Annotated in this window: 19 protein-coding genes and 1 pseudogene; 10 read left to right on the top strand and 10 right to left on the bottom strand. The window is 37.1% G+C overall.

Annotated features, from left to right (window positions below):
* Positions 1–78: 78 nt before the first annotated feature.
* From SFC32_RS02080 to hisS, 4 genes are all read right to left on the bottom strand, one after another.
* Entirely contained in the window at positions 79–945 is an 867-nt protein-coding gene (locus tag SFC32_RS02080; protein ID WP_411049457.1) for a YitT family protein, read from the bottom strand.
* A 44-nt stretch (positions 946–989) separates the two neighbouring features.
* Entirely contained in the window at positions 990–1,928 is a 939-nt protein-coding gene (locus SFC32_RS02075) for a YitT family protein (RefSeq protein ID WP_039696131.1), read from the bottom strand.
* Positions 1,928–3,676 carry an aspartate--tRNA ligase gene (aspS, locus tag SFC32_RS02070; protein WP_039696130.1) on the bottom strand — a complete coding sequence of 583 codons (1,749 nt, stop codon included), beginning with the start codon at positions 3,674–3,676 and terminating at the stop codon, positions 1,928–1,930. The genes SFC32_RS02075 and aspS overlap by 1 nt, the downstream gene beginning before the upstream one ends.
* 155 nt (positions 3,677–3,831) lie before the next feature.
* Positions 3,832–5,109 carry a histidine--tRNA ligase gene (hisS, locus tag SFC32_RS02065; protein ID WP_411049458.1) on the bottom strand — a complete coding sequence of 426 codons (1,278 nt, stop codon included), beginning with the start codon at positions 5,107–5,109 and terminating at the stop codon, positions 3,832–3,834.
* 288 nt (positions 5,110–5,397) lie between these two features.
* Between hisS and rpmF the strand changes: the two genes are divergently transcribed.
* The 5 genes and pseudogenes from rpmF to SFC32_RS02040 form a co-directional block, all read left to right on the top strand.
* Positions 5,398–5,574 (top strand): 50S ribosomal protein L32, encoded by a 177-nt coding sequence (gene rpmF, locus SFC32_RS02060; RefSeq protein ID WP_003066947.1) that lies wholly within the window; start codon positions 5,398–5,400, stop codon positions 5,572–5,574.
* 16 nt (positions 5,575–5,590) lie between these two features.
* Positions 5,591–5,740 carry a 50S ribosomal protein L33 gene (gene rpmG / locus SFC32_RS02055; RefSeq protein ID WP_002262412.1) on the top strand — a complete coding sequence of 50 codons (150 nt, stop codon included), beginning with the start codon at positions 5,591–5,593 and terminating at the stop codon, positions 5,738–5,740.
* 101 nt (positions 5,741–5,841) lie between these two features.
* Entirely contained in the window at positions 5,842–6,378 is a 537-nt protein-coding gene (locus tag SFC32_RS02050) for a 2'-5' RNA ligase family protein (RefSeq protein WP_411049459.1), read from the top strand.
* Positions 6,379–6,476: 98 nt separating this feature from the next.
* The gene (locus SFC32_RS02045; protein ID WP_411049460.1) at positions 6,477–6,803 is read left to right on the top strand and encodes a hypothetical protein; all 327 of its coding nucleotides are present in this window, start codon (positions 6,477–6,479) and stop codon (positions 6,801–6,803) included.
* Positions 6,800–6,928: pseudogene (locus SFC32_RS02040) on the top strand (trehalose operon repressor); the annotation flags it as partial. The gene SFC32_RS02045 and the pseudogene SFC32_RS02040, both read left to right, overlap by 4 nt.
* Positions 6,929–6,949: 21 nt before the next feature.
* Here the strand turns inward: SFC32_RS02040 and SFC32_RS02035 are convergent.
* The 4 genes from SFC32_RS02035 to lepB form a co-directional block, all read right to left on the bottom strand.
* Positions 6,950–7,780 carry a class C sortase gene (locus SFC32_RS02035; RefSeq protein ID WP_411049461.1) on the bottom strand — a complete coding sequence of 277 codons (831 nt, stop codon included), beginning with the start codon at positions 7,778–7,780 and terminating at the stop codon, positions 6,950–6,952.
* Between the two features lie 162 nt (positions 7,781–7,942).
* On the bottom strand, positions 7,943–9,379 hold the full coding sequence (locus SFC32_RS02030) for an isopeptide-forming domain-containing fimbrial protein (protein ID WP_411049465.1): 1,437 nt from the start codon (positions 9,377–9,379) through the stop codon (positions 7,943–7,945).
* Positions 9,380–9,439: 60 nt separating this feature from the next.
* Positions 9,440–13,837 carry a SpaA isopeptide-forming pilin-related protein gene (locus tag SFC32_RS02025; RefSeq protein ID WP_411049462.1) on the bottom strand — a complete coding sequence of 1,466 codons (4,398 nt, stop codon included), beginning with the start codon at positions 13,835–13,837 and terminating at the stop codon, positions 9,440–9,442.
* 32 nt (positions 13,838–13,869) lie between these two features.
* Positions 13,870–14,484, bottom strand: a complete 615-nt coding sequence (lepB, locus tag SFC32_RS02020; protein ID WP_411049463.1) for a signal peptidase I — start codon at positions 14,482–14,484, stop codon at positions 13,870–13,872.
* A 312-nt stretch (positions 14,485–14,796) separates the two neighbouring features.
* Here lepB and SFC32_RS02015 point away from each other — a divergent pair, with 312 nt between their 5' ends.
* From SFC32_RS02015 to SFC32_RS02000, 4 genes are all read left to right on the top strand, one after another.
* On the top strand, positions 14,797–15,372 hold the full coding sequence (locus SFC32_RS02015) for a TetR/AcrR family transcriptional regulator (RefSeq protein ID WP_074561026.1): 576 nt from the start codon (positions 14,797–14,799) through the stop codon (positions 15,370–15,372).
* A 159-nt stretch (positions 15,373–15,531) separates the two neighbouring features.
* Entirely contained in the window at positions 15,532–15,858 is a 327-nt protein-coding gene (locus SFC32_RS02010; RefSeq protein ID WP_074482294.1) for a PadR family transcriptional regulator, read from the top strand.
* Positions 15,845–16,429 carry a DUF1700 domain-containing protein gene (locus SFC32_RS02005; protein ID WP_411050099.1) on the top strand — a complete coding sequence of 195 codons (585 nt, stop codon included), beginning with the start codon at positions 15,845–15,847 and terminating at the stop codon, positions 16,427–16,429. Before SFC32_RS02010 ends, SFC32_RS02005 begins: the two co-directional genes overlap by 14 nt.
* On the top strand, positions 16,426–17,331 hold the full coding sequence (locus SFC32_RS02000) for a DUF4097 family beta strand repeat-containing protein (RefSeq protein WP_411050098.1): 906 nt from the start codon (positions 16,426–16,428) through the stop codon (positions 17,329–17,331). The genes SFC32_RS02005 and SFC32_RS02000 overlap by 4 nt, the downstream gene beginning before the upstream one ends.
* A gap of 51 nt (positions 17,332–17,382) precedes the next feature.
* Here the strand turns inward: SFC32_RS02000 and SFC32_RS01995 are convergent, their stop codons facing one another.
* On the bottom strand, positions 17,383–17,736 hold the full coding sequence (locus tag SFC32_RS01995; protein ID WP_411050097.1) for a DUF1304 domain-containing protein: 354 nt from the start codon (positions 17,734–17,736) through the stop codon (positions 17,383–17,385).
* Between the two features lie 149 nt (positions 17,737–17,885).
* Entirely contained in the window at positions 17,886–20,366 is a 2,481-nt protein-coding gene (locus SFC32_RS01990) for a YhgE/Pip family protein (protein WP_411050096.1), read from the bottom strand.
* A 131-nt stretch (positions 20,367–20,497) separates the two neighbouring features.
* On the opposite strand from SFC32_RS01990, the gene SFC32_RS01985 reads away from it, so the two are divergent.
* Positions 20,498–21,034: a TetR/AcrR family transcriptional regulator gene (locus SFC32_RS01985; RefSeq protein WP_039696208.1), complete on the top strand. Its 537-nt coding sequence runs from the start codon at positions 20,498–20,500 to the stop codon at positions 21,032–21,034.
* The last annotated feature ends 47 nt before the right edge of the window (positions 21,035–21,081 follow it).

Below are 21,081 nucleotides of genomic sequence, written 5' to 3'. Positions count from 1 at the left end.
TCGTTTTCTTTAGTTTATGAATTTTCCGCACTTATGTCAATCAAAAAAAAGACGGGTGAAATCACCTCGTCTTTTTGACTATTTATCGTAGTTCTTTCTTCTGATTTTAAAGTCAGAAGAAACAACTTCGTCAACATCTATAATGGAAATAAAAGCATCTGGGTCCAGATCAGCCATGATAGCTTTGACATCACGAACTTCACCTGGATTCAAAACAACGTACAAGATATTTTTTTCATTTCCTGAGTAAGCCCCTTGTCCATTTAGGTAAGTGACACCACGGTTAATACCATTCAAAATAGCATCCGCAGCTTCTTGCGATTTTTGGGTAATGATAATCATACCACGTACTGTATAACCACCATTTTGCACAATTGTTAGCACTTGGCTGTACACAAAACTTGCTACCAAAGTGTAAAGCATGTGTTGCAAATCAATGTAAACAAGTGACGCTGTCAATACAAGAGCATCCACAAATAGAAGCGTTTGACCTAATTTAAAGCCAAATTTTTCCTCAATCACGCGTCCAACGATATCTGTACCACCTGTCGTTGCACCATATCGAAAAACCAGTCCACTACCTGCACCTGCAAATAAACCAGCGACAACAGCAACCAACATCATGTCATCTTGTAACACAATTTTCACTGGTACTTGTTGCCAAAACCAGATAAAGAAGGAAAGTAAAACTGTCCCATAAATGGTCAAAGCTAATGATTTTCGCCCCAAAACTCTAGCTCCCATGATAAACAAAGGAATATTTAAAATGAGAGAAGTATAAGCTGGGTCAATTTTATAAAGCGCATGGATAATCAAGGTTACCCCTGCAACGCCACCTTCAGCAAGAGCGTTTGCCATATTAAATTTAACAAAACCAAAGGTATACATTGCTACACCAAGAGCAATCAACAATAAACTTCGAATTTGTCTAAGCTTTTGAGCCATATTACACTCCTCCTAAAACTAATTATAGGAAATTAATCAAAAGGTTAGTCATCAACAAAACGTCCAATAATATGAACATTTTCAGCAACCGAAACAAAGGCCTTAGGATCTGTTTTCCTCATTAAATATCTGAAATCATTGTACTCTTCACGAGTAATAATAGCTAGCAGAACTGCTTTCTTTTCATGATTGTAAGTTCCCTCAGCATTATTTATCTGTGTCACTCCACGATGAAGTTTAGTGTGAATCATAGCGATAACTTTTTCTGGGCAGCTGGTTACAATCATTGCCTGCATTTTCTTTTGTTTTGTGAAAATCGCATTCGTCACACGACTTGAGACGAAAATAGTCACCATTGAGTAAAGGGCATACTGCCAACCAAATAGAATGCCCGCAAAAATCATGATAACGCCATTTACCATAAGGGAAATGCTTCCGACATCACGTCCCGTTTTTTTACGAATGGTCAAGCTGACGATGTCAGTACCACCACTGGAAATACGTGATTTCAAACTAAATCCAACCCCAGTACCCATAACCAAACCACCAAAAATAGCATTGACAAGTGGATCAGTTGTTAGCGTAATCTCTGGAACAATTTGGATGAAGAATGAACTCATGGAAACTGTAATCAGGGTAAAAACGGTAAATTTATGACCAATTTTATACCAAGCCAAGATTAATAGCGGCAAATTAATGGCATAAAAAACGATAGAAATCGGTAATCTAAAGCCAATCAAACGCTCGCTAATCGCTGACAAAACCTGTGCCAAACCAGTTGCGCCACTTGAATAGACATGTCCTGGTTGGAAGAAGAAGTTTACCGCGATAGCTGAAAGCAAACCATAAAAAAGAGAAGCGGAAATTTTTTCCGCGTACTTCTCTCTTGAAATGCTTTGCATCGTTTTTAAAAGGCCATATTTCTTAGCCCAACGGCTAACGATATACTTTGTTTTCTTTTTTAAAGATGCTTTTTTAATCATTAGTTATTAGTTTTAGTTGCTAAAGCCAATTCTTCTAATTGTTTGTCTGAAACAAGGCTAGGTGCTTGTGTCATTGGGTCAGTTGCTTTGTTATTTTTAGGGAAGGCAATAACTTCACGAATGTTGTCTTCACCAGCAAGAAGCATAACAAAACGGTCAAGACCAATAGCAAGTCCACCGTGTGGTGGGAATCCGTAGTTCATAGCTTCTAGCAAGAAACCAAATTGGTCAGCTGCTTCTTCAGCTGTAAAGCCAAGAGCTTTGAACATACGTTCTTGCAATTCACGTTGGTTGATACGTAGGCTACCACCACCGAGTTCATAACCGTTAAGAACGATATCGTATGCAACGGCACGAACTTTAGCAAGGTCACCTTCTAATTCGTGAGCTGATTCTTCAGTCGGCAATGTGAATGGGTGGTGAGCAGACATGTAACGCCCTTCTTCTTCAGACCACTCAAACATTGGCCAATCAACAACCCAAAGGAAGTTGAATTTAGAGTTGTCAACCATATCAAGTTCTTTAGCGATACGTGTACGAAGTGCACCAAGTGTGTTGTTAGCTACTTCAAGTGTATCAGCAACGAAAAGTACCAAATCATTGTCTTCAAGTTGTAAACTTGCTGTCAACTTATCTTCAATACTTGTCAAGAATTTGGCAACAGGTCCGTTAAGAGAACCATCAGTAAATTTAACCCAAGCAAGACCTTTGGCACCAAATTGTTTTGCGAATTCTGTTAATTTATCAATGCTTTTACGTGAGTATTTATCTGCATTACCTTTAACAACGATTGCTTTTACGACTGGAGCTTGTGAGAAGACTTTGAAGTCAACATCCTTGACAAGGTCTGTCAAGTCTTGTAAAAGCATTTCAAAACGTGTATCAGGTTTATCTGAACCGTAGTTGTTCATTGCATCGTCATAAGACATACGTGGGAATGGCAATGTAACGTCGATTCCTTTAGTGTCTTTCATGACTTTAGCAATCATTCCTTCAGTGATATCTTGGATATCTTTGTCTGACAAGAATGAAGTTTCCATATCGACCTGTGTAAATTCAGGTTGACGGTCACCACGCAAGTCTTCGTCACGGAAACATTTAACGATTTGGTAGTAGCGGTCAAAACCAGCGTTCATCAACAATTGTTTTGTGATTTGTGGACTTTGTGGCAAAGCGTAGAAATGACCTTGGTTCACACGGCTTGGTACCAAGTAGTCACGCGCACCTTCTGGAGTTGATTTTGTCAACATTGGTGTTTCAACATCGATAAACTCTAAACCATCCAAGTAGTTACGGATTGAGTGAGTTACTTTGGCACGCAATTTGAAGTTGTTAAGCATTTTTGGACGACGAAGATCCAAGTAACGGTAACGAAGACGGTTATCATCGCTAACTTCCACATCATCTTTGATTTCAAATGGTGTTGTTTTAGCGGTGTTCAAAACTGTCAATGCTGATACTTTCAATTCAACAGCACCAGTTGGCAAGTTAGTGTTTTCTTGTTCACGTTGTGCAACGACACCAGTTACTTCGATAACGAATTCGTTACGAAGGCTTTCTGCAGTTGCCATAACATCACTTGAAACTTTCTCTGGGTTGATGACTAATTGCATGATACCTTCGCGGTCACGAAGATCGATGAAAATAAGTCCACCGAGGTCACGGCGACGTCCGACCCAACCTTTTAGAGTAATTTCTTGGCCAATGTGTTCGCTGCGAACACGACCAGCATACATTGTACGTTTCATTTGATATGATTCTCCGTTTTAAATTTATTCATTCCCATCTATTATAGCAAAAAGCAAAGAAAAACCCCACCCATGTGGGGGAGTTTTTCAAATTCTTTTCTCATTAAGCCTTTTCATTAACAAAGAGCTCATAACTTTTTGCAAAGATTGCTTTCTTAGCTTAATTTAGCAAGGATTTCTGCAAAGTTTGTTTCGATATCTGCAAAGCTGACTGAAACTTCTTCACGTGTTTTATTATTTTTAACAGTGACTTGACCTGCTTCAATTTCGCTTTCACCTAATGTGATGACTGTTTTAGCATTGAAAGCGTCAGCTGATTTGAATTGTGCTTTAATCTTGCGTCCAAGGTAATCACGTTCAGCTGAGAAGCCTTGGTTACGGATAGCTTGTACCAATTCCAAAGCTTTAATGTTAGCACCTTGTCCCAAGACGGCGATGTAGGCGTCCATTTCTTTTTCAACTGGCAATTCAATACCTTGTTTGTCCAAGATAAGAAGCAAACGTTCAAGACCAAGTCCAAAACCAAATCCAGGTGTTTCTGGTCCGTCAAAGTATTCAACAAGGCTATCGTAGCGACCACCTGCACAGATTGTCAACTCAGATTTATCAACAGTCGTGATGAATTCAAAGATAGTGTGGTTGTAGTAGTCAAGTCCACGAACCATATTAGTATCAATTACATATGGGATGTTAAGTGTTTCAAGCATTTCACGCACGGCATCAAAGTGAGCTTGACTTTCTTCATCAAGATAATCAAGGATTGATGGTGCATTTTCAACAGCTACTTTATCTTCTTTTTCTTTTGAGTCAAGAACACGAAGTGGGTTTTCATCCAAACGACGTTGGCTATCTGCTGACAATTTGTCACGCATTGGTGTCAAATAATCAATCAAAGCTTGACGGTAAGCAGCACGGCTAGCAGCACTTCCTAGAGTGTTCAAGTGAAGTGTCACATCTTTAATCCCCAATGTTTGGAACAATTGGTAAGCCATAACGATTGTTTCAACGTCTGTAGCTGGATTTGCTGAACCAAAACACTCAACACCGACTTGGTGGAATTCACGTAAACGACCAGCTTGTGGACGTTCGTAACGGAACATTGAGCCAATGTAGTACATTTTAACTGGTTTTTGAACTTCTGGTGCAAATAATTTATTTTCCACAAAAGAACGAACCACTGGCGCTGTTCCTTCTGGACGCAAAGTGATATGGCGGTCACCTTTATCATGGAAATCATACATTTCTTTTGTTACGATATCAGTTGTATCACCGACTGAACGACTGATAACTTCGTAATGTTCGAACATTGGTGTACGAATTTCACTGTAGTTGTATTTTTTGAAGGTTTCACGTGCAACAGCTTCGACATATTGCCATTTAGCGCTTTCGCTAGGTAAAATATCTTGTGTTCCTTTAGGTTTTTGTAATTTCATAAATAAGATATACCGGCACCAAATTTTTGCAAATTCAGCCCATTAATTCCTTTCTACTATTGTAGCTATTCAATCACTCTTTATTTTATCATAAAAAGGGCAGCTAAAGAAGAAGGGACTATTTATTTTTCGTATTTTATTAAAGCCCAACTTGCCTGAAAACGTTAAATTGCCAACTTTTTCAATTTTTTTGTCAAGTAACTTTACTTTACAAAAAAGATATGTTATTATGTTAAAGTTGATTCAAAATCAAGAACAAATTAAAAATATTATCGGAGGAAATAAAACATGGCAGTACCTGCACGTCACACTTCAAAAGCGAAGAAAAACAAACGTCGTACACACTACAAATTGACTGCTCCATCAGTTAAATTTGACGAAACTACTGGAGATTACTCACGTTCTCACCGTGTATCACTTAAAGGATACTACAAAGGACGTAAAATCGCTAAAGCAGCTAAATAATTAGAAGGGAGATACCATGCGCGTAAATATTACACTTGAACACAAAGAATCTGGTGAACGCTTGTACCTTACTTCAAAAAACAAACGTAACACTCCAGACCGTCTTCAATTGAAAAAATACTCACCAAAATTGCGTAAACACGTAATCTTTACTGAAGTTAAATAATTGAATACAGAAAACACTTTAGCATTTTGCTAAAGTGTTTTTTTATTGTCCTTCAAAAGATGATATAATATTACCTAAAATACTTAAAGGGATGTGGAGATATGTTTGCACTTATTATGACGTTGGATGATAACCTACAAGCGACTATTAAAGAGTTTTGGAAAGAGCTAAGTGATGCCCAATTATCTCAATATGCTTACGAAGTAACAGATAGAGAGCCACATATTACCTTAGCATCATTTGACGAAGGCACCACCAAAGACGATATCATAAAAGGACTAGAAACTTTAACACTTCCTGATAAGCCAATTGATATTTCGTTTACATCTATTGGTTCTTTTATTAATGCCAATATCATTTTTCTTAGCCCTATAAAAACTCCGCAGATGAGTAAACTTCATTTTGACATCCATCAGCAATTAAGTGATTATCTCAGCAAGGACTCACTTTACTCACCAAATAACTGGGTTCCACATCTTACAATTGCTAACCGAATTGCTGAAGATAAGATGACTAAGGCTTATCATTATTGTCTGAAGCATTTATCACTTTCTGAAGGAAAGGTAATTGGAATAAAACTGATTTCTATTACACCTGACAATCAAGTTCAAGATATTTTCCAAAAAACATTCTCATAAAAACAATCTCCCCCAAGTAAGAGTTTGAGGGAGATAATTTTTTATTGTCTAAACTAATTAGTGTTATAATGAGGAAAAAGGTTATTTGGGGAGGTTTTATGAAAACTAGTCAGGATAAAAGGGGACCTTTTCTCATTTTTTTAGTGTTGTCTATTTTTTTCTTTATGGTTGCTGCGGTATTTGGCAAATCGTTATCGACTTTTGGTCTAAAAATCATCTTATGCGGCTTCTGTCTTACCCTTCTTGGACTTCTTGCCTCTGCCTATCGGTATGAGTGTGAAAAATTTTCCAACACAGATGACATCACGCGCTTAAGAACACTTGGTGTCTCTATTAACCCTCATAGCCTTGCTGGTAAAGTGATTTATGTGCTATCTATCACTTTAATCATTGCAATTTTATTAATTATCCTCTTGTTATTATAATTTTTGTCAAATCAAAAGTCTATCTTGCCAACAAGCAGCAATTTCAATTCACCGAAAGCCGACAAAAACTCGAAAAATTTCGCTTTGTTGATTTTGCTACACGAACTAGCCAAAAAACTAGTTAGCCCGAAAGCTAACTAGTTTTACTATTGTCGCCACTTGCGATAAACAACTATCACCAATAAAATCACGACAAAAATAAAAATGGCAATAAATGGTGCAATCAGTAAGACCTCTACTTGGCTCGCTTCTGAAATCACGCGAACATCTCCTTTAAGATTTGCCACACGATGACCTCGAACCAACAAACGATGAGTATTAATCCCGTAAGGCGTACATGTCGTTAAAGTGACATAATCTTGATTGGGATCAACACGTAAAGCTGACACTTCCTGCGGAAGCACCGTCAATATTTGATCTACTTGATAAGTCAACGTTTCATCTAAAACCTGAATTAAGAATATATCTCCTTCTACCAAATGATCAATATCTGTAAACAATCTTGCTGATGGCAAGCCTCTATGACCAGAAACCACCGCATGAATACCTTTTCCTCCTATAGGAAAAGATGTTCCCGGAATATGACCAATAGCTACTTGCAAAACAGTCTCGTCTGTCCCGTGATAAATAGGAAGTGTGGTATTTAACTTTGGTATCTCAATGTAAGCCATAATCCCTGATTTTGATACCTTGAAAGTTTCATTGTAAAAAGTCTTGTCGTACCTACTTACCTGTAAACTCGGTGTCACGTTTTGAGGAAGTTTTTCATTATAGACACGCGCCTCTTCTCGCAAACTATCCTTTTTACTCTCTTCCATATCCTCAACATCTTGCAAATAAGAAGCTACTGCTTTTGACTGATGAAATGAATTCCAATAATCACTAACTGTCGGGTACAAAACCAAGGACAAACCAACTAGTAGCAAACTAATCAATATAGCTGTAGCAAAATTCTCTTTGAATTTTCTAAATCGCATTACATTTTTCTTTCTAAAACATAGGAAAGAGAGTGATAGTATGTAATCACTCCCAACATCAAGTTGACAAGGTTGTAAACAAAAACTTTACAAAAATAGTCCTTGGTGTAAAGTGTTAACGCTGATAAATAACCTTGCCGATTGATTCCCTATAGCAATTCGTTACTTAGTTTCCATACGTTTTTTGGTTACTAATAAGATACCCGCTCCAAATATAAGGATAAAACCTAATACATAAAGAAGTCTTGTCCCAGTTCCACCAGTTGACGGAAGAGTTGCCCCTTTCTTGTTGACAACATCCGTTGACACCGAACCTTCAGTCACAGCTGAAGTAAAGGTAATGTCACCACTAGCAGCATTCCCAGACAAAGATTTCAATGCCGGGGTGTCTGATAAGACATCATGTTCTGCAGTGATGGTAAATTCAATATCGTCGATAGTGTTGTAGCCATTTGGTGTTGTTGTTTCTGACAAAATATAGTCACCGGCATCAAGTCCTTTAAACTCAAAAGTTGTCCCTGCATCATTTTTAATGGCCGTAACAGCTTTTTGAGAACCATCTGCTAACTTTTTGTACAATGTAAACTCTGCTCCTGCCAAAGGAGTTTGTTTATTGTCAACTTTATTGACAACTGTTTTATAAGTAAAGACAATGACCGTGTCTTCTGGTGTTTCTGTCGTGCTACCAGCAGTTCCTCGGCTATTTGGATTGTTTGAATAAATTAATTTAGCCGTATTTGGGTTGCCAACTTTACCAATAACAGCACTTTTATTAAGTGTGGCAGTATATTCAACCACAATTTTAGATGAAGCTGTAACACCTGAAACAGCTTTTAAATTATCAATCTTAAAACTTAATTCATTAGTAGTTTCAACAGTAAAGTTCTTTGTAACATCGTCTTTTTGATTACCATTTACAAGATAAATTTTAGCATCTTTATTGTAAGTTAAGCCATCTGAGAGAGAGTCTGTAATTTCAAAATAATAAGTTTCATAGCTATCGAAATTACTTGGTAAAGTTGCTGTCAACTGAAATGGGACGTCATCATCAAAATCATAGTCAGCAGAATCTTGCCAATCTGTTACTTCACCCGTAGTATCATCTGTATCTTTGACCTTTTTCTCTAGTGTAGGAATATCAGTCTTTGGTGTTACAGTAACATTTCCAACAACTTCTAAGATATAGTTAGTGTAGGCTTCATTACTACCAACTGTTTTATTTTGCACAAGATAATAACCAGCAGTAAGTCCTGTTAAACCGCCGGGATTTTGAAGGTATTTACCAGCCTCTTTCGCAAATTCTTCTGCCTGCGTTGCTGTGAAGCCTTCTGCTCCTATCACCTCAGCAAGAGCTGCGGCAGAACTCACTTTGTATTTTTCTTGTAAAGCAGTTCGACCTGCTTCTGTAATGCCATCTCCCCACTTAATATTTGAAAGAGTTTTTCCATCTTCTGATAACGTTCCTGTAAAGATACGGTATGATTCATAAGTACCGCTACCTGCGTTATCAACAGTAATGTCATAAGCTTTTACTTTGCCTGCTGAAAAGGCAAAAACAAGAGCTAGCAAGGTTGCCAAAAATAATTTAAGCTTTTTCATCATAAGTCCTTTCCTTTAAATCAATATAAATATTTACTTCAAGGCAGTTACTCGTCTTCGTTAAGCAACACCACCTTTGCCGTATATAAATGCTATCAACATCCCTACAACAATCAGTATGCATATTGCTCCAAGAACGTAGTACCAAATATCACCTTTACCACCCGTTTTGGGTAAAGCGTATCGTTTCTGCGCAGTATTTTTCATAACAATAAGAGCCGAATCTGAAGCCAAGGCAAGAGTCGATGGTTCTTCTGATACTTGAGCTCCATTATCATAACTAATGTCAAATCCACTAGTTGCATACTCTCGAACATAGTAAGTATAAGTAACAGTCTTTTGAGCATCTGTTAATGGTAAATTAGAGTAAGTTTTTGTCCAATCATCTGAATGACTCATAGTCTCACCAGACTTATAAAATGTCTCAGTTCTTTCTCCAGTTTCCTTTGTTGCGACTTGTATCACATCATATACAATCGAACCGTCTGCACTGCCTATTTCCTGACCATCTGCATCGAACCATTGCTTTTTAACCGTAAGATTAATAGTCTTGGCTTTTTTATTTTCAACAAAATCAGAACCATTATTTTCTGAGAGATTGGTTAATTTGGAAATGGTTATCGGCAAAGCCGAAAAACTACCATCCTCATCCCAATAGAAATAGTGCTTAGAAGGGTTATCTGACAACTCGTATCCTGCCGGAGCTTGTGTCTCCTTAGCATAGTAAATCTGATCTTCTTGATAGTTACCTGAAGAGTAGACAATAGAGATGAGACCTTTGGCATTTGTCTGATAAGCCGTCACGATTTCATCGTTACTATCATCTGAGTCACCGTCATATTTATAAACAGTAAAGACTGCTCCTTCTAAATCTAAACCAAAATTATCCGCATCAACTTTGCTAATAATATAAGCTTTCTCAGTATCAAATCCAGAACTTGTTCCCGTTCTTTGCCAATGAACTGTCGTTGTGGTGTGATCTGAGCCATTTGCTACGCCTTCAAGCGTCGCCGTATTGTGAGGATAATAATAAGCGGCAGCATCTTCATTTGGTTTTGTTAATTGATAAGAGTAATCAAGAATATAAGCCTTAGAATCTTTCATTGTCACCACTAAGGTGTGATAATGATTGCCCCACCCATCATCTGTTGAACTTATCTTCCAAGCCCATTCGCTGGCTGGAACTTCAGTACCATCAGTGTAGTAAAGTTTCACTGAATCTTGAATAAGATATTCAGAAATCACATTTGACCAATTATGCATAACATCCGTCAAAGTTATCGTGTCTGAGCCTTCAACTAAATCATCTGCTTGAGGATTGATTGACAAGCTGTAAGTCAACTGACGTTTGGCATTATCCCATTCACCTGATTTAGCAATTGGTTTAACATCAGGCGTTGTAGAGTTCCCCTCATCTGAACTAAACGTTACTTCTTGCGTCTGATTATCTGAGCCATAATCCTCACCATTGACCGTAACAGAAACATTATTTGTGAGAGATTTGACTAACTTAGAACTGCCTTCTGTAAAATCATCGTAGTGAGTTGTAAAAGTCATCCAAAAATCACTGTTCCCACCAATGTTGTTCTTTAAACTCTTGCCATCAGTCGTCGTGAAATCTAGCGTTACCACACCATCACTTGAAACTGTTCCGTTTAAAGCAATGTTATAGGTTCCCCAGTCGTTACTTCCTTGTGTCAAGCTACCGCTATCAAGATTAGCCTTAATTTGTCCCCAGCGTTGACCATATGATAGACCTGTTAAGCTAATACCTTCTGGCAAAGTATCCGTCACTACCATACTTGTAGCACTATCATCTAACTCAACTTTGACCATCCAAGTAACCGTTCCGTCAGCACTTGTCGTTTTAGTTGTTCCAGAATTACCATGGCCATCAGTTTTGACGACGTTAGAGTCCTTACTATAATTGTACTCCGTACTAACACTGTGAGTTCCTGATATGATGTGATTACTATAACGTTGATTAGAACTCTTCTCCAGGCTAATCATTGATCTATAATGAATCATGACATCCTTTGAAGATGTTTTATCAGCTGTTAGAGTCACTTTAAACTCTGTATAGTGAACATTATCTCTTAAATGGCTGTAATCCGTATAATCAGAATAAGATTGACGTGCCTCTAATGTAAAATTGTTCTTTCCTAAAACTTCTTCTAATCGGTGGTAAAGATCTTCCAACTGCACTTTAGTGTACCAATGAACATCAGCGTTTGGACTCCACGGATCTTTCAATGTATCTGTAAACACTGTCCCCTTTTTAAGCACTCCTGAATTTGGCATTTTTATCTCAACATCCCAAACCACTTCTCTGACACCTGGTTCAGATAACTCCATGACCTCTGACACTTCTTTGGTAATATCTCCTGTTCCTGGAAGAGTTACCTCTGCTTCCTTAATCGTTTGATCAGTCGTTGTTAACGTTTTTCCATCATCATCTAAAATAACTTTATTCGTTATCTTACCAGCATCCCAACCAGCTGTTGTCTGATCAACAGGCGTCGTATAAGTAATCGTATAACTGTTCGTATTGTTATTGTTCGAAAAGGCGCTAAATCGAATGCCTGAAATTTTTCCATTTTTGTACTCAATAGTTGCTCCAGCTTCTGGTGAAATTGATATGTTACCTGCTGAAGCTAACATATCATCGATCAACACAGCACCGGCAATATCACTTTGCCCCTCATTGACTCTAATCGTCCAAGTAATCGTGCCATCAGAATCGTTGTACTGTCCTTTTTTATCAAGTTGATTTAGAGCTAAAGTTACTTGAGAACTACTTGTATGTGACTGTTTATCACTTGTATCTGTCTGCGAACTTGCATTCACCGTGTTATTTGCCGTAACTGATGAACCAGCTGTTAAACCAGAAATCTTATAACGGTAAGTAATGGTATAAAAGTGCCCAATAACATTACCAGCTGAATCTGTTCCCCCAGATATTAACTGTGGAAGCATCATGTTCAAATTCTTATTTGAGACATCAAAATCATAAGAATAAGCTTTAGATGGAAGAGTTTCTGTTGAAGTAACATTACCACTATTTCCAGCATAAGTTGATTTACTGACAGTAACAGAATCAATAGCAGCCAGAGAAATGCCTGATGCTTTCAGAATATCTTTGATATCAATTGAACTTGGTGTGCCAAATTTTGAATCAACCTTAACAGTATAAGTCAAGTAAGGCGTATCGCCATCATAAGTAACCCAACCTGATTTAGATGTTGTTAAATCGTAATTCTTTTTAATATCATTTTCTGGAATGGTCACGGTAAGGTCATCCGAATAAATCACTTGATAACTCCCATCATTTTGCTGATAGTCACTACCATAGGTCGCATCGTATTTTATCCACCCTTTTGACTGTGTGCCATCGGCAATATCAGTGACATAACTCTCAATAAAAGCAATTAAAATATAATATTTTCCCGTGACTTCGTCATAAACAAAGCGATAAGTATAAGCATCAACTTGATTCGTATCCTTGCCAATATATTCTGTCCCAAGATTTATATCTTGCCCAATAGCCGTGCCTTTTGGCAATTCAAGATAATAATACCTATCTGCCATCAAATGAGCCTTAGAAATCAAGTAATCCAATTCCAAATCAACTGTCAAAACTTTTGTTGCTAAATTTTCTTCAACAGTTTTTTCATCATAAGAATAACCCGTTAAGTATTCTGTAAAATCTGCATAAGTTACCCCAGCTAAGGTATACGTAGAAAAGGAATCCGACTTAAAGCCAATACTTTTAACATTTTCTGAACTGTCCTGCTCAATATTGGTGTCACTTTCGTGCGTCAAATCTTCTACATGGTTGATATCATTACCAATGAAATGATATAACTTCCAGCTGCTTTGCAACTTCGAACTAGTTATCGCAGCATTGAACTGCAAGGAAACAGTGACTTCTTTTTGAGGTTCAACTTCCTGACCAGCCGCATTAATAAAAGAAATATCATAAGATAACGCCTTAGACAGGCTCTGCTTTGTTTCACGTAAAACAGTAGATATTTTTTGATTAATCTCTCCCGTGTCTGCTATCGGTCTAACTTTCAAAGAGACATCCTCTGTAAAAGTTCCCTGCGTAAAATCTGCCACTACTGTTAGGTTATCAGCTGTTTCTTGCAACCGTCTAGCTTCTAAAGACGTATCTAAAGAGGTTTGACTGTCTTTCTGCTCTGATGTTTCTTGTTCAGAACTTGAAGCTTCCACTTGCATCTTTTCTTCTGAGCTTTCTAGTTGCTCGGTAGAAACATTTTCAGCTGATTGCATCAGAGCTGAACGATTGTCCATACTGACAGTTAGGGCGGGTAAAATTAAAGCATAAGTTGTACAAAAAACGACAATAATCGATAAAGCCAAAGCTATCCTTGCAATAACACTTTCTCTAAGCCTCAGCTTAAATCGAGTCATCAGATTGAGCCACAGCTTTTTCATAAGAACTCCTTTCTTTTGGCTATAAATCCTTGTTACTCAATTGCTCCTAAACGTGTTAGCGGCCAAATCCGAAAGGTTAATTTTCCAACGATTTGATTTTCACTAACCGTACCAACCGCCTTATTTCGAGAATCTATCGACACACTGCGATGATCTCCCATAACAAAACAATGACTATCAGGAACTTGATAGGGTAAATTAATATTAGTCTCTCTGTAAGCCCTTTCATATTTTTGCAAATAAGGCTCTTTCAATTTTTTACCATCAACAGAGACATTACCTTTTTTATCTATGTTGACCCATTGACCAGATGTTGCAATCACACGCTTTACTAGAATCTTGTTATTATAATAAAAAGCCACTACATCACCTTGTTCCAAACGTTTACTATTGACAGAGACTACCATATCCCCAGCCTCCAAATTAGGTGTCATAGAATTGCCATAAATTTGTAGAACTGGTAACCAAATGCTCGCTACTAATACTGCTGACGCAGCCACTGTAATCAAAGCAAAAATCGTTCCTCTGAACGTCCGAAAATAACGCTCTCGATACTTTACTTTGCTTAGTTCTTTTAATAGTTCCTTTGAATCAGGTAAATCACTTATGCTTATTCCTTGCGTCCTGACAGTACAAAACTTTTTCATTTTGACTACAAATCCTTTTTCGTTTCTAATGACTCCTAACAAACTCCTAGGCTTAATATGACAGCTTTTTAACCCGATCTCCTTTTTTCCGAATTAATTTTATCCTCATATCTAGTAAAAAGCTATCATTTTTTATTTACACTCCGTAAACCCAAAAACAATAAAATTAGAAAAAAGATAGACATAATGTTAATTTATCAATGTTTACAAGGTGTAGATTAGCTAGAATAGGCAATTATCTTTCTTTTCTAATAATGAGAAAAACTCTTTTGTTTTATGGTAAAATACAAACTATCATTGGAGGAAAACACTATGGCAAGATACACACGTGAAAAAATCATAGGTGCCTTTTTCGAATTAGTCGCAGAAACTCCCCAAAAGACAAACTTTACCATCTCTGAAATTGCATTAAAAGCTGGTGTTTCTAGACAAGCGATTTATCAGAAACACTTTAGAAATTTTAATGAAATTATCACTTATGTCGACGACTACATCATCTGGGAAATTCGCCAGTGGTGTCGTCATTATGATAAAGAAAAAGATGGCAATCCCTTGGATTATGTTGCTGATAACCTGCTACCTTTTGTCTACGATAAAAGAGAACACTTAAGACTCTTACACACAGCTGCTATTACCCAACCATTTGAAGATACCATCGTATCTACCTACACTGAGTGGGCAATAGACATCATTCGTCCCCAAAGCGAAACCTTTAATCTCCCCAAAGACGTCTTAACCAAAATTATCGTGGAACAAATCGTTGTCATTATCAAAACTTGGCTCCTTCAAGAAGCACCTATGCCACCCCAAGAATTTAAAAAAGACTTTTTAAATTTAGCAAAAGCCCCTTTATATTCTTATTACACCATGGAAACACAAAAAAGCTAGAGACTAAGTCTCTAGCTTTTTGATTTTTTACACTCTATATTTTTATAATATATAAAATTTTTATATATTATGCTTGACTTTTAAATTAACCTGATTTATAGTTTATATATAAAATAATTATATATAAAAATTTTATATATTGTCAGAAAGGAATTTGCTATGTACTTTCCAACTTCTGCGACCGTTATTGAATTTCTTATTCTAGCTATCGTCGATAAAGAAGATTCTTATGGTTACGCCATTAGTCATACAATCAAAGAAGTAGCCAATATTAAAGAATCTACACTTTATCCAATTTTAAAAAAACTAGAAAAGGCAGGCTATTTAGACACCTATCAACAAGAATACCAAGGTCGTAAACGCAAATACTACACAACTACAGAAAGTGGTAAACAACAACTTACCTTTCTAAAAGGTGAGTGGCAACTGTATACCGCTAAAATCAAGGAGATTGTCGAAGGGAGATTAAAGGATGACGAGAAATGACTACCTGGCAAAACTAGATAAATATCTAAAAAAACTGCCAAAAGATGACTATCAAGAAGCCATGGACTACTTTAGAGAATATTTCGATGAAGCTGGTTCCGAAAATGAAGAAGCAGTTATTGCTGAACTAGGATCACCTAAAGATGCAGCGCACGACATTATTAGCCGATTACTCGATGAAAAAATCGTTGAGGATGAAAAATCCCCTAAAAACAAAGCTGTCATTATCTGGATTGCTATCTTAGCTATTCTAGCTAGCCCAGTTGCCCTACCACTCATTTTGGTGCTACTTATGGTTATTATTACCATTTTGGCGATTGGGATTGCCATTATAGCCATGGTACTAGCTCTAGGAGTTGCCCTTTTAACATCTGGCGTTTACATGTTGGTTGACAGTTGGTCTTACCTCAGTATCGCCCCATCAACGACAGCCTTGGGAGTTGGGTTAGGACTTCTATCACTCGGATTAGCACTACTAGCTCTTTTAGCTGCTGGTGCTGTTGGGAAATTCTCAGTAAAAAGTATCAGCAAATTAATTCAAAAAGCGGCAAGTAAAAGGAGAAAATCATGAAAAAGTGGACAAAAATTGTTTTAGGTATCGGGATTGGAGCTAGTTTAGTAGGAGCTGGACTGGCTGGAGTTGGCCTAGCTACTGGTGGCTTAACTAAACTAGATCAAAAATACGAAGTTAAATCACACATCAAGCAAAGCAAAGTAACTCTTGACCAATTTAATAAAATTGACATTAATGCCTCAACCTTTGATGTTGTGGTTTCAAAAGTCGATATTGATAAACCTTTTATCTCATATTCAGACACAAAAAAACTCCCAGTCTCTTATCAGGTTACAAGCGATGGGACGCTTACCGTTAAACAAACTGGTGGCTGGCAAGATCACTCAACATCATTTAATTTCTTTAGCTTAAAAGACCTCATCAACCTTGCTAAAACCGGTACGATTACCAATAAGCACACCATTATTATTTCTATCCCTAAAAATATGGATATTCACTCCATAAAAACTAATTTGAAAGCCGGTGATTTGCAATTCAGTGATGTGACTGCCGATTACGCCAACATCGAACTCAGTGCAGGGGATTTAGATATTACCAACTGTAACTTTAATTCTGGTAAATTGACTGTCGCTGTCGGATATGGAAATTTCCAAAACTGCAATCTAAACAAGTTCAGCCTAACAACAAGCACAGGTGATATTGATTTTGAAAATGGCAAAATCATTGACTCAAATATTGACATTTCAATCGGTGATTTTTCTGCAAATGGTATTAATTTGGAAGGTATCAATACATTATCTAGCTCAACTGGCGACGTCGACATTACCCTTGCCAACAAAGAACTTACAGTTCAAGCTAGCAACAATATCGGAGATAGCGATATCTCTAGCTCACTTACCCCTTCAACTAAAAATATCTTGAAAATCAGTGGCAACACTGGTGATATTTCAGTGAATTAAATTAAACAAAAAAACGAAGCTGAGCTTAATACTCAACTTCGTTTTTTTAGTCTAAAATAACAAGGTTACTAAAGCTAAGATGGCTAAACCGCCTTGTTTAAAAATAATCTTTCGATCAGCTGTCAAGCTACCGTAAAGTGCAGCCAAAACAACATTCAAAAGAAATATAACTACTATTATTTTATTACCCGTTATCACGCCGTAAAGTAAAAATACAGCAATCAAACCATTATAAATTCCTTGGTTTTTAAATAAGTTAGATACCGACTGTCGCTGTAATTCCTCTTGAGACATGTTAAACACACGAGCAGTCGCTTTTGATCGTGTAGAAAACGTTTCTAAGTACATAATGTAAAAATGCTCTAAAGCTACCAAAGTAGCCAAAATTATAGTAATAATTGACATAACTTTTCTCCTATCTCACCTGTCATGTAGTTTACAGGCTTGTCAACCATATGTGAATTTTAAATGATTCTTTTCACTAAGTATACAAAAGCCTACATATTTCTTCAAATGATTTGCCCACAAAAAAAAAACAGAGGATAGAAAATCTATCACTCTGCATCTTGTTTTCTATAAATGATGACACCCAATATCATGAAAGCGATAAGGAATCCAGTTAGAACACCAACTTCTTTGCCATTTGAGCATGTCATTGAAATTGTTTGACGTAATCCAGTAACAATGTATGACATTGGCATATATGGGTGAACGACTTGGAAGAACTTAGGACTAAGTTCAATTGGATATGAACCACCAGCAGAACCCACTTGCAACAACAACATAATCAATGAAGCGAATGAACCATAGCGATTATCCCAACCGACTAATGCTGTTACAAGAGCCATCAATGTCCAACCACTCAAAATAATGAAGAGTAGTGTTTGCCAACCGTAGTTAGCTTCAAATCCAAGGAATTGAATAGCAGCGTAAAGAATTACTGAACCTGCTGTTGAAATCAAACCATTAATGAATAGTTTTTGTTTTGCCCATTCAAAACGGTTCTTAACAGGACGTCCAGATAATGAATCTGCAAAGATAACATTTGTTGAAAGAGCGACAACCATAAGTGATACAGCAATCATGTAAGGCGCCATACCAATACCATTTGTTTTCACGCTATCTTTATCTTTAGCAGCTGTAGATACCGGAGCAGAAACCATTTTCGCATTCTTACTATCTACTGAAACTAATGATAATTGATGGCTAGCATCAGATAATGAACTTGTCAATGTTGTCAAGCCATCTGTCAATGTTGTCAATCCGTTTGTCAATGTACCACTACCAGTAGCCAATTTGCTTGAACCAGCAGCCAATTCTTGTGCTCCTGATTGTAATTTCTTAGCACCACTATTTAGCTTATCATTGTTTGAAGCAAGTTTGTTAGCACCATCTGCTGCTTTTTTAGTACCACTGACTAATTTATCATTGTTAGCAGCAAGTTGATTAGCACCGTCTGTTGCCTGTTTAACGCCACCTTTAACCTCATCATTGTGAGAAGCTAATTGTGTTATTCCTCCAACTAATTTAGGACTATTTGAATCTAGTTTAGTTGCTCCCGCAGTTAATCGACCAACAACTGCTGTATAGTTAGAAATACCTGAAGCCAAAGCTGGAATACCTTTATCTGACGTCAAACCTGCTTTAAATTGTGTCAAGCCATCTACCAATTGTTGACTTCCTGCACTAGCAGTTGAAGCGTTTGCTTTCAAGGTAGCCACTTCTTTATCAAGCAAAGCTGATAAATTCGTTAGTTGTGTTTGAATACCAGAAATTTGATTTACCAAATTATTCGCAGTTGTTGCCCCAGCACTATTAGTGATAGCTGAAGTAATCTCAGCTTGTTGATCCGGACTAAGACTTTGATAAGCAGAAGTTGCTTGAACCGCCGCTAAATCTGAACTATTGATAGATGAAATTGCAGAACTCATACCAGATAGCTCTTGGCCTAATTGATTTAGCTCATTAAGATTTGCTTGTAATCGTGATGTGTCTGGCAAACTTGTATTATTTAGTTCAGTTTGAAGGGCTTGTAAGCCATTATTTAAGTCAGTAGCACTTGCAATAAGCCGATCTAGATTATTGCTACTTGCTGTTTGTAATTGATTAATACCATCAATTAAATCTTTAGACTTAGCATTTAATTGAGTCAAACCAGCTGATAGCTGACTTACACCATTAGCATAGTCTGGAACCTTAATTGACAATTGTTCAACTCCATCGACATAATCATAAATCTTACCTGATTTTTCTGTCAAACCTGATGATAATTGTCCAACTCCATTTGTATAAGGAAGAATTCCTCCATACAAGGTATCAAGGCCAGGTGCTAGTTGTCCAACACCGTTTGTATACTCACCTAGACCGTTGGCAAGTGTTGTTGAACCATCAGCAAGTTGTTGGCTTCCTGAGGCAGCTTTATTCAAGTTATCAGTAATAGTTTGGCTACCTGATTCAAGTTTTTGACTACCATCAACTAATTGATTACCACCATCGCTAGCCTTTTTCAAACCATCTTGCAAGTCTGTCATGCTCTTGAAGACAGCTTTTGTATAAGTCTTTGTGATATTTTCTGAGACAGTATCCTTGAGCTTAGTCATTGCTGATTCACTCATTTTTGAGGCAACCACACTACGACCAGCTGTTGTTTGATACTTAATGTTTAATTTCTTCGGATTATCCGTTAATAAGCTAGAGGCTTTCTCTGACAAATCTTCTGGTAATGTGATAACCATGTAGTAATCGCCATCTTTTAAACCTTTATCAGCTTTTTTCTGACTGACAAAGTGATAATCAAGGGCTTTATTTTTAGACATACTGTCTACCATGTCATCACCGATTGTCAATGTTTTATCATTTAGCGTTGCTGACTTATCCTCATTAACAACTGCCACTGGCAAATTCTCTACATTCCCATAAGGGTCCCACATAGAGCCTAAGAATGACAAGTTATAAAGAGCTGGAACAAGCGCAACCCCAATCATTGTTACCCAAAGTTTGGGACTTTTAATAAGTGCTTTTAATTCTTCTAACATATTTTCTCCTAATTTAGACACACTGTTCAAAAATTATGATAAAATATATTATACAATGATATGAAATAATTTCAAGACAAAAGAAGGAGATTTTGGACACTCTGTCTAAAAGTGTTCAAAAGAAATTGTTTATGGCACATGACAACCGCAAAGCAAACACTAAGAGGGCTATTCAAGAAGCTATGGTTAGCCTCTTAAAAACAGAAAGTTTTGATGATATTACAACGATTAAGTTGGCTAAAGAAGCTGGTATTAGCCGCTCTAGCTTCTACACTCATTACAAGGATAAATTTGAGCTGATTGATTCTTGCCAACAAACGCTCTTTAATCAGGTTGAATACATTTTTGAAAAGCACGAAGGCAATAAAGCTCAAGCCTTTTTGGAAATTTTTGAATTTCTAAAACGTGAGCAGCTCTTATCTGCCTTGATTTCAGCCAACGGAACTCGTGAATTCCAAGCTTTTATCATTAATAAAGTACGTATTTTCATTAATACTGATTTACAAGACCGTTTTGGCCGTGATGAATTAAGTCCTGTTGAGAGAGAATACAGCAGTATTTACTTCGCCTATGCCTTTTTCGGCCTTTGCCAATCCTGGATTGCTAAAGGTAAAAAAGAATCACCACGCCAAATGACTAATCTCATCCTAAAACTTTTGCCGCTTTAACAAAAACCACCATAAAGGTGGCTTTTTTATATTCAATAAGAAAACAA

The sequence above is a fragment of the Streptococcus sp. TATVAM-FAB8 genome, assembly GCF_046592795.1.
GTDB classification, from domain to species: domain Bacteria; phylum Bacillota; class Bacilli; order Lactobacillales; family Streptococcaceae; genus Streptococcus; species Streptococcus ruminicola.
The sequence above is the reverse complement of the archived record's forward strand: the minus strand, read 5'-3'. Positions and strand labels throughout refer to the sequence as shown.

Excerpts from the sequence above, each read along its gene's own strand:
- SFC32_RS02080 (WP_411049457.1), bottom strand. The coding sequence starts at position 945 with ATGGCTCAAAAGCTTAGACAAATTCGAAGTTTATTGTTGATTGCTCTT.
- SFC32_RS02075 (WP_039696131.1), bottom strand. The coding sequence starts at position 1,928 with ATGATTAAAAAAGCATCTTTAAAAAAGAAAACAAAGTATATCGTTAGC.
- aspS (WP_039696130.1), bottom strand. The coding sequence starts at position 3,676 with ATGAAACGTACAATGTATGCTGGTCGTGTTCGCAGCGAACACATTGGC.
- hisS (WP_411049458.1), bottom strand. The coding sequence starts at position 5,109 with ATGAAATTACAAAAACCTAAAGGAACACAAGATATTTTACCTAGCGAA.
- rpmF (WP_003066947.1), top strand. The coding sequence starts at position 5,398 with ATGGCAGTACCTGCACGTCACACTTCAAAAGCGAAGAAAAACAAACGT.
- rpmG (WP_002262412.1), top strand. The coding sequence starts at position 5,591 with ATGCGCGTAAATATTACACTTGAACACAAAGAATCTGGTGAACGCTTG.
- SFC32_RS02050 (WP_411049459.1), top strand. The coding sequence starts at position 5,842 with ATGTTTGCACTTATTATGACGTTGGATGATAACCTACAAGCGACTATT.
- SFC32_RS02045 (WP_411049460.1), top strand. The coding sequence starts at position 6,477 with ATGAAAACTAGTCAGGATAAAAGGGGACCTTTTCTCATTTTTTTAGTG.
- SFC32_RS02035 (WP_411049461.1), bottom strand. The coding sequence starts at position 7,780 with ATGCGATTTAGAAAATTCAAAGAGAATTTTGCTACAGCTATATTGATT.
- SFC32_RS02030 (WP_411049465.1), bottom strand. The coding sequence starts at position 9,379 with ATGAAAAAGCTTAAATTATTTTTGGCAACCTTGCTAGCTCTTGTTTTT.
- SFC32_RS02025 (WP_411049462.1), bottom strand. The coding sequence starts at position 13,837 with ATGAAAAAGCTGTGGCTCAATCTGATGACTCGATTTAAGCTGAGGCTT.
- lepB (WP_411049463.1), bottom strand. The coding sequence starts at position 14,484 with ATGAAAAAGTTTTGTACTGTCAGGACGCAAGGAATAAGCATAAGTGAT.
- SFC32_RS02015 (WP_074561026.1), top strand. The coding sequence starts at position 14,797 with ATGGCAAGATACACACGTGAAAAAATCATAGGTGCCTTTTTCGAATTA.
- SFC32_RS02010 (WP_074482294.1), top strand. The coding sequence starts at position 15,532 with ATGTACTTTCCAACTTCTGCGACCGTTATTGAATTTCTTATTCTAGCT.
- SFC32_RS02005 (WP_411050099.1), top strand. The coding sequence starts at position 15,845 with ATGACGAGAAATGACTACCTGGCAAAACTAGATAAATATCTAAAAAAA.
- SFC32_RS02000 (WP_411050098.1), top strand. The coding sequence starts at position 16,426 with ATGAAAAAGTGGACAAAAATTGTTTTAGGTATCGGGATTGGAGCTAGT.
- SFC32_RS01995 (WP_411050097.1), bottom strand. The coding sequence starts at position 17,736 with ATGTCAATTATTACTATAATTTTGGCTACTTTGGTAGCTTTAGAGCAT.
- SFC32_RS01990 (WP_411050096.1), bottom strand. The coding sequence starts at position 20,366 with ATGTTAGAAGAATTAAAAGCACTTATTAAAAGTCCCAAACTTTGGGTA.
- SFC32_RS01985 (WP_039696208.1), top strand. The coding sequence starts at position 20,498 with ATGGCACATGACAACCGCAAAGCAAACACTAAGAGGGCTATTCAAGAA.